The organism is Streptomyces sp. NPDC096176 (genome assembly GCF_044763255.1).
Lineage (GTDB): Bacteria > Actinomycetota > Actinomycetes > Streptomycetales > Streptomycetaceae > Streptomyces.
This window is the reverse complement of the sequence record NZ_JBIWFV010000004.1, coordinates 86,392-99,209: the sequence shown is the minus strand read 5'-3', so window position 1 is coordinate 99,209 and position 12,818 is coordinate 86,392. Positions and strand designations below refer to the sequence as shown.

Annotated in this window: 9 protein-coding genes; 2 read left to right on the top strand and 7 right to left on the bottom strand. The window is 68.4% G+C overall.

What is annotated here, in order from left to right; genetic code table 11:
• The first annotated feature begins 10 nt into the window (after window positions 1-10).
• Complete coding sequence (locus ACIQ7Q_RS12200) at window positions 11-2,308, top strand: DUF6571 family protein (RefSeq protein WP_403859317.1); 2,298 nt, start codon at window positions 11-13, stop codon at window positions 2,306-2,308.
• A 2-nt stretch (window positions 2,309-2,310) separates the two neighbouring features.
• A complete protein-coding gene (locus tag ACIQ7Q_RS12195) occupies window positions 2,311-2,859 on the top strand; it encodes a hypothetical protein (RefSeq protein WP_403859315.1) in 549 nt (182 codons plus the stop codon).
• A gap of 417 nt (window positions 2,860-3,276) precedes the next feature.
• Here ACIQ7Q_RS12195 and ACIQ7Q_RS12190 read toward each other — a convergent pair whose 3' ends face one another.
• From ACIQ7Q_RS12190 to ACIQ7Q_RS12160, 7 genes are all read right to left on the bottom strand, one after another.
• Window positions 3,277-3,699 carry a hypothetical protein gene (locus tag ACIQ7Q_RS12190; RefSeq protein WP_403859313.1) on the bottom strand — a complete coding sequence of 141 codons (423 nt, stop codon included), beginning with the start codon at window positions 3,697-3,699 and terminating at the stop codon, window positions 3,277-3,279.
• A gap of 604 nt (window positions 3,700-4,303) precedes the next feature.
• Window positions 4,304-5,536, bottom strand: a complete 1,233-nt coding sequence (gene mycP / locus ACIQ7Q_RS12185; protein ID WP_403859311.1) for a type VII secretion-associated serine protease mycosin — start codon at window positions 5,534-5,536, stop codon at window positions 4,304-4,306.
• A 29-nt stretch (window positions 5,537-5,565) separates the two neighbouring features.
• A complete protein-coding gene (locus ACIQ7Q_RS12180) occupies window positions 5,566-7,026 on the bottom strand; it encodes a hypothetical protein (protein ID WP_403859309.1) in 1,461 nt (486 codons plus the stop codon).
• Window positions 7,027-7,064: 38 nt separating this feature from the next.
• Window positions 7,065-7,634 carry a hypothetical protein gene (locus ACIQ7Q_RS12175; RefSeq protein WP_403859307.1) on the bottom strand — a complete coding sequence of 190 codons (570 nt, stop codon included), beginning with the start codon at window positions 7,632-7,634 and terminating at the stop codon, window positions 7,065-7,067.
• A 278-nt stretch (window positions 7,635-7,912) separates the two neighbouring features.
• Window positions 7,913-10,228, bottom strand: coding sequence for a xanthine dehydrogenase family protein molybdopterin-binding subunit (locus ACIQ7Q_RS12170; RefSeq protein ID WP_403859305.1), 2,316 nt, complete (start codon window positions 10,226-10,228; stop codon window positions 7,913-7,915).
• Window positions 10,225-11,865 carry a 2Fe-2S iron-sulfur cluster-binding protein gene (locus ACIQ7Q_RS12165; protein WP_403859303.1) on the bottom strand — a complete coding sequence of 547 codons (1,641 nt, stop codon included), beginning with the start codon at window positions 11,863-11,865 and terminating at the stop codon, window positions 10,225-10,227. Before ACIQ7Q_RS12165 ends, ACIQ7Q_RS12170 begins: the two co-directional genes overlap by 4 nt.
• The gene (locus tag ACIQ7Q_RS12160; RefSeq protein WP_403859301.1) at window positions 11,862-12,758 is read right to left on the bottom strand and encodes an FAD binding domain-containing protein; all 897 of its coding nucleotides are present in this window, start codon (window positions 12,756-12,758) and stop codon (window positions 11,862-11,864) included. Before ACIQ7Q_RS12160 ends, ACIQ7Q_RS12165 begins: the two co-directional genes overlap by 4 nt.
• Between the last annotated feature and the right edge of the window lie 60 nt (window positions 12,759-12,818).

The window sequence follows — 12,818 nt, the reverse complement described above, 5'->3', positions numbered from 1 at the left end:
GGGAAGCGCAGTGCTGCAATTCGATGACGTCGTCAATGCGCCTGTCGGCAAGCTGAAGGCAGCTGCCGACGGCTGGTCCGAAATGGCGACCAAGCTGGAGAGGCTCGCCGACGACGCCCGGCGGGGCATGAAGGCCAAGTCCGACAAGGCCGATTGGGCGGGAGTGAACGCGGCCGTCACCAAGCCGTTCATCACGAAGACCGCGAAGGAATTCGACGACGCGACCGCCCAGGCCAAGGGCATCAAGCTACTACTGCAGGAAGCGCACACCTCGTTCAAGACGGCAAGGGACGCGCTGGTCAGGATCAGGGACGAGGAAGGACCGGCCGCCGGTATCCACGTGGACGCCAACGGCAAGGTGATACTGCGGCACCCGATCGAGGACGACACAGCAGCGCTGCACGAGCCCAATCGGGACCTGTACGCGGCAACCCTGCGGAAGCAGAAGGAAGCCCGCCACTCCTGGCAGAAGAAGATCGACCGGATCGTCGAAGACTGCTCCGACGCCGACGAATCGCTGAAGCGGGCACTCGCGGCGAACGTGACGGATGACCACAACTTCACGGCCCCGAAGTACAAGAGCCTCGACGCGGAGCAGGTGGCGCGGGCGGCAGCTCTCGTCGAGAAGGTCACGGGAGAAGGCGGCACCGCACGCAATGTAGCGGCTCTCAAAGAACTCGAGGACCTCCTCGACGACAACCGCACCGACCCCGAGTTCTCCGTCGGCTTCTACCGGAAGCTCGGCGCGGAAGGCACGCTCGAGACGTACGCGAACATGTCTCTCAACGCGACATCACTCGGCCCGGCCGGCCCGGACCGTGTGAACATGGTGCGCAGCATTCAGGGCGACATGGGGGCGATGCTCGGCCTCGCCACCCAGATGTCCACTCCGAACCACCTCGACGCCACATGGACCACGCAGCTGTTGAAAGCCGGCCGCAAGGAGGTCGATGTATCGGGGTTCACGACTCCCGGCACCAAGGTGTACGGCTACCAGGCCCTGGGGGCCCTCCTGCGGGAGGGGACGTATGACAAGGACTTCCTCACCGCCGTGGGCCGCGACATGGTGGCGATGGACAAGCAGAACCCGGAAATCTGGAACCGGGACATGCCGCTCAGCCGCACCATGGCCATCAACCTGGACGGGGAGGGCGGCAAAGGGTTCAATCCGCTCACCGGCCTCATGGAGGCCATGAGCAAGAACCCCGAGGCATCAACAGCATTCTTCAACGAGCCCGTGCGCGAGGACACCAACAAGGACGGCAACGTCACGCTGTCGGACGGCGCGATCAAGGGCAAGGACGCGCAAGGCGTCGTCGACTACATGCTGGACAGGAAGCCGACCGCCGACTGGTACGACACCACCGTCGGCGGAGAGACCAACCCGGGCCAGACAGCCCTCGGCAACGCCTTGGAGGCGGCAGTCACCGGCCGCGTACCGGGCGACGAGGACGCACCGCCGGTGTCGCACACCAAGGCAATGAGCAGCGTGATGGAACAGGTCGTGGCAAAGATCGGCACGGACCCGTCTCTGATCGCGGCGAAGCCCGGTGACCCGCCGGGCCCGCTGAGCGGTCTGGCCCCGCACTTCGGCAACATGGCAGCCGAGTACATGCCGGACCTCCAGGCCACCGCGGAGAACGGCGCGGACCAGATCAAGCCGTTCGGGGAGCCGGCCCACTTCCGCAAGGACGAGATGGCTGCGTTCCTCGGCGCCGTCGGCCAGGACCCCCAGGCCTACGGCGCAATCACCAACGCCCAGCAGGCGTATACGACGGCACTTGTGTCCGACGTGTTCCAGAACCCGGAGCAACACGGCGACACGGGCGAGGCGGTGCGGAACGCCGTCCATCCGGGAGGCGAGATCGCGGGCATGATGACGGAGGCCCGGGCACAGGCCATCCATGACGCGAAGACTCACGAGGCGGCGGAGTACAACCAGGGCGTGGCGGACAACGCCAAGTGGACTAACCGGGTCATCGATGCGGTGGGGGGCAAGTACGTCGAGATGATCCCGGTGGGGGGCGACGTGATCATGTGGATCAAGGAAGACATCACGGAATCTGCGGTCAAGGGTGCGGAGCAGGACAAATCCGAGGAGTCTCGTCGCGAATCCTCCGCGGGTTACGGACAGGCAGAGGAGGCGGCCAAAGGGGCAGCTAGAAACGCCGTTGAAACGGGTGCAAGAGGTTCCGGCCTATCGCGTGAGCAGATCGAGGAATACCAAGGTTCGGCCTCCACGCAGGTGGGGGCAGCTCACTCCGTCGGGCGAGACCTGGTAGCCAGTTCGGACCCCAAGGGGAATTAGCTGTGCGTCAACTACGCGACATTGCTGCGACCGCCGCAACGTTCATTGTCTTGATCCCAGTCATGACGGGCTGCTCCGGCGGCGAGGACAAAGCCATCCCATCAATTCCAGCCCGGATCTGCTGGGACGTCTTCGCCAGTAGGGACCTTACCCATTTCCTACCGACCGGAGAGAAGGCCACCGTTTCATCAAGGCCTTTCGTGCTTGTCGAAGACCTCGACTCCACGACATGTTCCCTCGACATCGACGGCCGCACGCAATTTCAAGCAACAGCCAAGTACGAGGACTTTGAGCGAGGAATCGACTGGACCAGCTACGAGAAGGCCGACCCCGACCCCATGGATGCAGGCGAGAAGGGTATTATCTGGTACAACGGCGCTGCCTCGTACATCATCTGTGAGCCCTCAAAGACGCCATCGACTCCGGGCAAGTACATCGATTTGCGTCTCAATACCTTTGCCCCACCCGAGGACGAGAAACCGCGCAAGGCCCTTCCCGCAATGATGCGCCAGTTCGTGGCGTTCGCGCAGCGCAAGCTGAACTGCAAGTGACGCGCCGAACTCAGGACGCCCCAGACCCCGTACCACGGCCGACCGCACGAGTCCGGCTGCTCCCGAGGTCAGTCCATCGGCGTCAGCTGCGGTTCGGCAGGGAGCCCCGCCTTCCCCTCGCACTTCAGTTCCCCGGCGACAGCAAGTGCAGCCGAGTGAAGCACCGCCATGTTCCCCTTGTGCACTTCCGCCGTGTTCGACGGCGGCTCCGACTGTGACAGGTGGCCCACAACCCGCGCAGGGCGGGTTCACACCTCGCCAGTAGTCGTCCTTCGCCTTCGCCGCCATCGCCGATCGGGCATCCGTCGCGAGGGTTTCGAGCGCGGTCGTCATCTTCGACCAGTCGTCCACCGACGCCTTCAGCTTGTCGAGCGGAGCGTGATACACGTTGTCGAACGTCAACATGGCTCCCACGAGCTACTTCAGGTACTCGTTGATCTTCGACACGGAAAGAGAAGCAACGATATCCTTCTCTTCCTTCTCATGCGACGCCGCACTGTAATCCAGATGGTTCGAGATGTTCGCACACGCGTCGAGCAGCGTATTCAGCTGGGAGCCCCATGTCTCGTGCACCGTCGACATGGCCACACCGGTCCGGAAGCCATTACTGGTCATCATCGTCGCAGCCTCGGATGTGCTCGCATTGGCCTGCTTGCCCACCGCGCTCAACCGGCCATGCAGGACATACGCGGCACTACCGATAGCGCCCAGCTTGTCCTGGCTGACGCTCAGATCGACATTGCTGCTGCCCCCGCCCTCGTCGGGCACCTGGTTCAAGCGCATGCTGACATTTGAGGTGGCCTCGGAACGGACCGAAGCCCACTCGGTCTCGAACGACATGAATCCCCCGGAACGTGCGCAAACGATATGCGAGCGCCAGCGGATCGCCGACCCGAACACACTACGACGAAATCGAGCCCGCCATAACTGCGAGTCTGCGACTTCTGCATTGCGTTCTCCACGCCTGCTCGAGCTCACGACCACAGGTCGCAGTGAAGCTATCCGCACAGAAGTGCCGCCGCTCGGCATCGCAGCCCCGACGTCTCGTGGTCTGCACGGCCCCGGGAGACGTCATCCCTGTCGCCACCGCCAACGGCCGCAAGACCTGGGACCCGTCTTGTCCCTCTGACGGGCAAGCAACTCAGGTAGAGGCAACGGCCTCATGCGGACACTGGGGGAGTCTGACTCGTCGACACGGACGAAACTCACCGCATGTCAGCGGTCTCGAACTGGGATCGGGCAATCCGCGCATGGTCTAGAAAGGGGGCCGGAACAAACGGTTGGGGCTCTCAACCGGCGGCAACCGCGTCTTCGTTCCCGACTCGAACTCGCTGACCGCCCTACCCGTGTCTGGACAACCTCTTCGTGCACTCGACGCCGGGATAAGTCCAACCGCCCCCGGACACGGCGACTCCTGAGGGCGGTTGGTGCCACATCACCGCGTCTAGCTGTAACTACGCCGTGAACGAACCACAGACAGAGCCACTGCCCCACCCATGATCACTGCGGCACCGACACCTACTGAGATCCACAGAGCTGCGTTGCCGCCATCTTCTGCTCCGGGCGCGGCCTCTGCAGGCTCGTTCTTCTCCGCGTCCTTACCGGCTGCGGGCCCAGGCTTCGCCGACGGCGACTCGGGAGCAGCGGCGGCCAGATCGGGCAACGGATACTCGTCGGCCGGACCGGGCTCGCCCGGTGTCTTGAGGGCCCGCAGCGGACGCAGCGCGCCGTAACCAATGTAGTCATTGCGCTTGTTGCCGCTGGTCGGGCCACTCACAGTGTTGAGCATGACCCGGAGCACCTGGTTGTTGGTCCACTCGGGGTGCTTGGACCAGATGAGGGCGGCGGTGGCAGAGGCGAGAGCACTTGCTGCGCTTGTGCCGTGTCCCGTGCAAAGGCCGGTCTTGCCACCACAGGCGTGCACGATGTCATCGCCAGGTGCGGCCAAGTCCACCTGCGGCCCGTACTGCGATTCCTCAGTCTTCTGGAGATCTTCGCCGATGGCGCCGACGCCGACGACACCAGGCGTGGCTCCCGGGTACTCGGGTTTGTTGTCTACATCACCACTGTTGCCAACGGAAGCAAACAGCAGCGAACCCCGCTCCAGCGCATACCGCACCGAGTCGGCCAACTCTGCAGACCCACTGTTCCATCCGATGGACAAGTTGATTACTGGGATGCCCTGATCAGCGGCATACCGGATCGCCTCAGCCGTGACTTTGTTGGACCGGGCGATCACCTCCGGTCGATTGTTCTCCCACTCAACATCGGGGAGCCTGATCGGGACGATCTTGACGTCGGGAGCAAGGCCAAAGGCTCCGTCACCACCGCCGCTCTCACCGGTGCCTGCGATGATGCCTGCCATGCCGGTGCCGTGGCCGTCCGGGTCGGTTCGCTCGTCGCCCCTTTCGCCGGACGCCAGGTTCTTGCCCTTGAGTACCTGCCCTCGGAGGTCACCGTTTGTGGCGTCAACTCCGCTGTCGATGACAGCGACCTTGACGCCCTTCCCTGTACTGATCTGCCAGATCTCCTCCGCGCCCATGGCATCCAGGTGCCACTGCTGGGATCGCACGCTTTCCGCATGCGCGGGGGTAGTGGCGACGCCCAGCAACAACAGCCCCAACGTGGCCACTCCGGCTGCGCGCCCACGCGAAGGTCGGCTAATGCTGGTCGTCATCCACTTCCTCAATCTTGTGCTTCGAACGGTCAATCGATGACAGGCGGTGCCACACGACGACTGGCCCGCCAGGTCTCCTCGTCCTCGACAAGGTAGTCAGGGCGTTCACCGTTCGTCTCAGGGCGCCGGTCGCCAGCGCTCTGAGAGGGAACGGCACCACGCATGAACGGCTGACCGGATGCCTGTCCCGTGGATCCGCCGGTTGCTCCCCGCACCAGACCCGAGCCGCCCGGTGTAAAGGGACGAGCACCGTTAGCACCGGGCTGCGACGGCCGACCTCCGACGATCCCTCCGGTCTCGCCGGCAAGACGACGGCCAGGACTGGTGCCACCCTGGGCGGAGTGCATACTTCCGCCGCCGTGAGCCGTCGGCGTACGCCCGTGGACGCTTTCGGTTCCGACGACCGGACTCCGTGGAAGGCCAACGGCAGGCTTCCCCGAAGCCGGTGGTACCTGGCGGCCACCCGTGATCCCACTGTCGCGGGGCATTCGGGACGCAGGAGGACCTACTGGCCCGGTCCCACCGGGCTGCCCAGGCAGGAAGGGGGGGCGCGCACCGAGCGCACGCTTACCGGTCGGGTTCTGCATCGCCGGAGGCACCGGCTTGCCACCACCGAGCGCAGGGGCTACAGGGCCGAACGGAGGCGGCCCTCCGGGTTCGGGTCGAACCGGGCCGGGCGCAGGAGGGCTGGGGGGCACGTTCGGAGCAGTCGGCGGCAGGGTGTCAACGCTGTCGATTTCCATCGCTACAGGCCGTTCCTGCCGGGGTGCCAACGAGTTGACACTCCCATCCCGCTGCGCGGCTTCAGCCGGTGCGACCTCACGTTGCGCAGGCTGAGCATACGAAGCGGTATCAGACTGCCCCTGGGAGCCTGCCGCACCGGAACGCGAGAAGTCCGTGCCGTTGATACGCCCGTCGCCTTCCGGCACGAACCGATCCGGCGGCGGCTGGAACGTCGGCAGTTCCTGCGTTTCCATCCGCGTGCTGGACTGCTGGTACGCCCCGGCCAGCTTGTTCATCTGCGCGATGGCCTCGTGGCGCTTTTTGTCCAAATCCGCGCGGGCCTTGCTCGCGATGTCGTCCGCATCCGGGTCGTTCGGGTTGTCGAGAGCCGCATCCAGGTTGGCCTTCGAACCGGCGATGTCGCGGGGGATCGCGCTCTGGACCTCGGCGATCACGTTCGCCGCATCCGCCATCGCCTTCGACGCCTCATCGCTGTAATCGGCAAGCCGGAAGGTCGCACTCGACAGACTGGCGCCCCAGTCGACGAACGCCTGGAAACCTTCGCCCTCCCACTCGACCCGTTCTGGCCGGAACTTCAGCTGCTGAGCGATCTCACGAATATCGAAAGCCGCTGCGGACAGCCTGTCGGCAGCTGCTTTGACCGTGTCCTTGTCGGCCTTGTCAAGCCAGGCAAGCATCTGTTCGTGGGTCAGACCGTCGAAGTTGGTCCGTCCCCCGCCACTGCCGCCCTCGGCAATCTCAGCCATTCGTCTGCCTCACTTGTCCCCGTAGTCCCCGCCAACCGTTACTTGAGTCCGCCGGCACCAGCGGTGTCGCCCGGCTTCCCCGTCGCGCCCGGATCGGCCTTGTCCTGTGCCTTCTCCTGAGCTGCCTTCTCCTGGGCAACCGGATCACGGCTCGGGTCGTAGTGCTCCTGCGCGTGCTCGTGGATGGCCAGCATGCGCCGACGGATGTCGTCATCCATGCCCTGGTAGCCGTCCTTGGACGACACCACCGCGATGCCCATGCCTTCCATGCAGTCCTTGAGGAGCTGCGAAAGCTGCTTCAGCTGGGAGATGACAGTGCCGTAGGCGTCCGCAAGACCGTTGGCTTCGAGCCAGAACGCCCCTCCGCCACCGAACTGACCGCGTGTCAAGGCGTCCTGAGCGACCTTGTCGGGTCCCGCCGGGGAGCCGTTCAGTTTGATGATCAAGTCGTCGACGCGTTTCTTGAACGACGTCATCGATTCCGGATCGTAGAGCATGGCGGCAAGCGCCGGGTTGACCATGCGCAACTGTCGCTCGTCGCTCGACATGCCGTCTGTCGGCAGCGGCGGGCCGTACACCGGCCGCCCCGTCCCGTCGTCCTCCGCCACGAATGCCTCCCCGTTTACACACGTCTACGCGGTCCAGCTTACCGAGTGGTCATGACAGCGCGCACCCCCGGATTGCACTAGCAACCCCCCGACTGCGTCACGAGTTTGGAACAGCCACCGCCGTCTGCAGGCCGAGCGGGAGGCGGTTGACCGGCGGCCCGTGGCCGCGCGGGACCGCAGAGACTGCGCCCACTGCAAGGCGGGCATCCGATTACGGTCGTCCCCCGTCAGCGTTACGCGGCCAGGCTATCGACTGGCCCCGACATCGCGCATATGGGTTACGCGTTGGGAACAGCCACCGCCGCCTGCGGCCGGATCGGCAGGCGGTTGATCGGGCGGCCCGTCGCCGCGCGGACCGCGGAGGCCACCGCGGCCGGGGAGGTGACCACGGGGGCCGCGCTCGCCGGCTTGGCGCCGAAGGGGGCCACCACGTCGCGTTCTTCGACGAGTTTCACGATGCGGATGTCCGGCGCGTCCAGCGAGGTCGGGAGGGCGTAGCCGGTGAGGTCGGGGTGGCGGATCAGGCCGCGGGCCGTGCGGAGGTTCTCCGTGAGAGCCGCGCCCACGCCCTGGGTGACGCCGGCCTCGATGCGGGTGGCGAGTTGGGCGGGGTTGAGGACGCGGCCGACGTCCTGGGCCACGGCCATCTCGACCACGCGGATCGAGCCGAGTTCGATGTCGACGTCGACGACCGCCCGGATCGCGCAGAACGCCAGGCCCACGAAGGCGTCGCCTTGGCCGGACGCGTCCAGGGGCTCCGTGGGGTGGGGGCGGCATTGGGCCGTGGCCCACAGTTCCTTGCCGTCCATCGCTTCAGTGACCGTCGTCGACAGGACGCCGTCGTACGAGGTGATCTTGCCGTCGGTGATCTGGAGGAGCTCCGTCGACATGCCGAACTTGTGGGCCAGTGGCTGGAGGAGCTGAGTGCGGACCATTTTCGCCGCGCGTTCCACGGCTCCGCCCGAGACCCAGGTGTGGCGGCCGTGGGCGGCCGGGCCGGCCGGGGGCTGGTCGGTGTCCACGGCGGCCACGCGGACGTCGTCTATGCCGAGCGTCTCCTGGACGATCTGGCGGGCGAGCGTGGTGAATCCGGAGCCGGTCTCCACCGCCGCGCAGATGACCGTGGCGGTGCCGCCGTGGACCTTGACCGTGGCCGTCGAGACCTCGTCGGTGCCTTCCGCGCCGAGCATGTGGACCATGCCGAGGGCGTAGCCGACGCCGCGGCGTACCGCGCCCGGTTCGCCGGCGCCCTCGGGGCCGCCCGGGAGGAGCCAGTCGTCCTCCGGGGAGTCCTTGGGGAGGGGCGGCAGAGGGAAGTCCCGTACGGCTTGGAGCAGTTCGGCCACCGGGGCCGGGCAGGTGACCGTCTGGCCGGTGGGGAGGATGTCGCCGGTGGCCAGGACGTTGCGCAGGCGGATCTCGGTCTGGTCCAGGCCCAGTTTCGTGGCGAGTTTGTCCATCTGCGCCTCGTAGGCGGCGCAGACCTGCATCGCGCCCTCGCCGCGTACATGACCGGACGGCGGGTTGTTCGTACGGACCGCCCAGCCTTCGATGTGGGCGTGCGGGACGACGTACGGGCCGCAGGCGAAGGCGACCGCGGCGGCCAGCGACTCGGAGGAGGCGTCGGCGTATGCGCCCGCGTCGAGCAGCAGCTGCGCCTCGACTTTGACCAAGTGGCCTTCCGCGTCGGCGTGGTGGCGGTAGCGCAGCAGGGTCGGGTGGCGGTGGGCGTGGCCGAGGAAGGACTCCTCGCGGGTGGCCGCAAGTTTGACCGGGCAGCCGGTGCGCAGCGCCAACAGCCCCAGGGGCAGCTGGAAGCCCGGGTCCTCGCGGTCGCCGGTCGCGCCGGGGACGCCGGTGACGACGACCTTGACGCGTTCCGTCTCCAGGCCGAAGCAGGCCGCCGCCAGGTCGCGGTCGGTGTGCGGGTCGGTGGAGGCGACGTAGAGCTCGACGCCGCCGTCGGGGCGGGGCACGGCCAGGCCGGCCTCGGCGCCGATGGGCGCGGGGTCCTGGCGGCCGATGCGGTAAAGGCCCTCGACGATCACCTCGCCCGTCACATCGGGGTCGCCGTAGCTGAGCGGGATGTGGCGGATGAGGTTGCCGTCGGGGTGCAGGGGCTCTGCGGCGAACGCCTTCTCGGGATCGGTGACCGGCTCGAGCACCTCGTACTCGACGGCGATCGCCGCCGCCGCGAGGCGGGCCGTGTCGGGGTGGTCGGCGGCAACCGCTGCGATCGCCTCGCCGTGGTGGCGCACGATGTCGGCGGCGAAGACGGGCCGGTCCGCGATGCGCCTGCCGTACGCGCCGTCGCCGGGGATGTCCTCATGGGTGACGACCGCCCGTACGCCCGGCATCTCGAGCGCGGCGGAGGTGTCGACGGAGACGATGCGAGCGTGCGGGTGCGGCGAGCGCAGCAGAGCCGCCCACAGCAGACCCTCCGCCCATAGATCGGAGGCGTAGGGGAACGTGCCCTCCGTCTTCGCGCGGGTGTCGGCCGCCGGGAGGGAGACGCCGAGGCCGAGGGCAGGAGCTTCCGGCTGAGGGCTGTCGACCGGCTGCGGCATCGCAGTGGTGGCCGCGTCGTTGCTCACGCCATGCCTCCGTCGTGCGGGTGGACCTGCACACTACCTGCGCCGGGGGGCGCCTGGTGCGGGATGCGGGGTTCCGTGCCCGCGTCCGTCGCGGCCTCCGCATCCGCCGGGTCCATGGCGGCCGCGGCGCTCGCCGCGCGTTCGGCGACCACCTCGCGTACGGCGTCGAGGACGCCCCGGTAGCCGGAGCAGCGGCAGAGGTTGCCGCACAGGGCCTGACGGGTCTCCAGTTCCGTGGGGGCGTGGTTGCCCTCGAGGAGGTCGTGGACGGTCATGGCCATACCGGGGATGCAGAAGCCGCACTGGACCGCGCCGCAGGCGGCCAGCGCTCGCTGGACGTCGGAGGGTTCGCCGTCGGTGGCGAGACCTTCGACGGTACGGACCTCGGAGCCTGCGGCGGTCGCCGCGGGAACCAGGCAGGAGGCGACGAGCCGGCCGTCGACCTGCACGTTGCAGGCACCGCACTCGCCCTGGGAGCAGCCGTCCTTGGCGCCGGCGAGGCCGAGGCGCTCGCGCAGCACGTAGAGCAGTGACTCGCCGATCCAGGCGTCGCTGACGGGGCGGTCGGTGCCGTTGACACGCAGCACGTAGGACGTCGGCGGGTGCTCCTCGTTCCCGTTCGGGAGCGAATCCACAGCGTCGGGGAGCACCGGGGGCGCGGGTTCCTCGGGGGCGGTCTCGGTCGTCGTGTCTGCGGCCGCGGACGCGGCCGCGCCGGCGTCGGTGACCGAGGCGGCGGGGTCGGTCGGGACGGTGCCCGCGTCCTGGGGCTCCGGCTCCGCTGCCGCCGCCGGGTCGGGGGCAGCGGCCGCGGCCGGCTCCTCGGCCTGCTCGCGCTCCACCTGCGCCTCGGCCTGCTCGCGCTCCACTTGGGCCTGCTCCTGCTGCGCCTGCTCCGCCCACTGCGCAGGCGCTCCGCCCGGCAGCGTCGCCCACGGCGCGGGCGCGCCTCCGGGCAGCGTCGCCGGCGGAGTCGTACCTCCCGAAGTCATGCCTACCCAGGGGGCGGCGGCTCCCGACGGCAGCGGGAACTCGCCCGAGTCGGAATCGAGGTCCGCGTCGCTCTCGGCCCCGCCGGCGGGCGCCGACGCGGCGTCCGGGCGCAGGTCGTACCCGGGCGCGAAGCCGGGCTGCGGCGATGCACTCGACTCCGCCCCGTGGAAGGACCACTGGCCTGTGCCGTTCTGATCCGCGGGCTCGTGAGCCTCCTGGGCGGGCTCCGGCCACTGCGGCGCCCAGTTGCCCGTCGCCGCGGGATCGGCGTTCACCGCGGGAGTCAGCGGAGTGATCATCGGTGGTACGTAACCGTGCCCGGGGGCCTCGAGAGGGGCGGCGTCCGCCGTGAACTCGGGCGGCAGCTGGAAGAAGGCCGTGGCCTCTCCGTCGTACTCGCCGCCCTGCGGCGTGGGCTGCCAGCCCCCGTGGTCGCCCTGCGACCCGTAGGCCTCGTGTGCCTCGTGTGCCTCGTATGCCTCGTGTGCCTCGTGTGCCTCGTGCGCGTCGTGTGTCTCGTGCCTGCCGTACGAACCGTAGGAGCCGTACTGGTCGTAGTGCTCACCGCCGCGCTCCGGCTCGTAGCCGTCCGGAAGGTCCCGGAGCTCCCGCGGAAAGCCTTGCGGGTTGTCCTCGTTGCTCACGACAGCGCCCTCCCCAGTGCTCGTCGGGCCAGCGCGGCGACCGTGCGCCGCAGATGCAGTACGGCCGGAGACAGTACCGGTTGCTCCTCGCCCGCCGGGACCGGCGCCGGGTCGGGGATGCAGGCGGCGGCGACGTATTCGCCGAACGCGGCGAGCGCCTCGCCCGCGAGGCCGCGCTCGCCGTCCCAGTCGATCAGCGACGCGATCCAGCGCTCGGCCTCCAGCGGCCGCAGCGGCATCGGCGCGATGGCGCCCACCGCGCAGCGCACGCCGCGCCGCGCCGGGTCGAGGACGACGGCCACCGATGCGGTGGCGCGGCCGGGGCCGGTGCGGCCGGTGGCTTTCACGAAGACCTGCGGGGCGTGCAGGAGGGGCACCCGTACGAAGCCGATCAGTTCGGCCGGGCCGAGCATCTCCCGGCCGGCCAGCAGGTGCGAGACGGGGATCTCGCGGCGGGCGCCGCCGGGTCCCGCGATCACCAGGTCGGCCTCGAGCGCCGCCAGCACGGGCAGGGTGTCTCCGGTGGGGGCGGCGCCGGCGATGTTGCCGCCGAGTGTGCCGGCGTTACGGATCTGGGGCGGGCCGGCCGCACGCGCGGACGCGGCAAGCGCGGGGATGAGGGCCGCGAAGTCGGGGCGGCCCATCCGGGCGTGGGTGAGGCCGGCGCCGAGCAGGGCGTGCCCGTCCTGGTAGCGCCAGCCGCGGATCTCGCTGATGCGGCCGAGGCCGACCAGCCCGGCGGGACGCAGCTGGCCCTTGTTGACCGCCACCATGAGATCGGTGCCGCCTGCGACGGGAACGGCGGCGGGCATGGCGCCGAGCGCCGCCACTGCCTCGTCGAGCGAGGCCGGCAACGTCACCGACTGCGCCGTCTGCGGTGAGTGCGTGGTCACCCAGCTGCCCCTTTCCGGTGTCCCGGCTGTCCCACCTGTGTTGCCGTACCGTACGTGCTC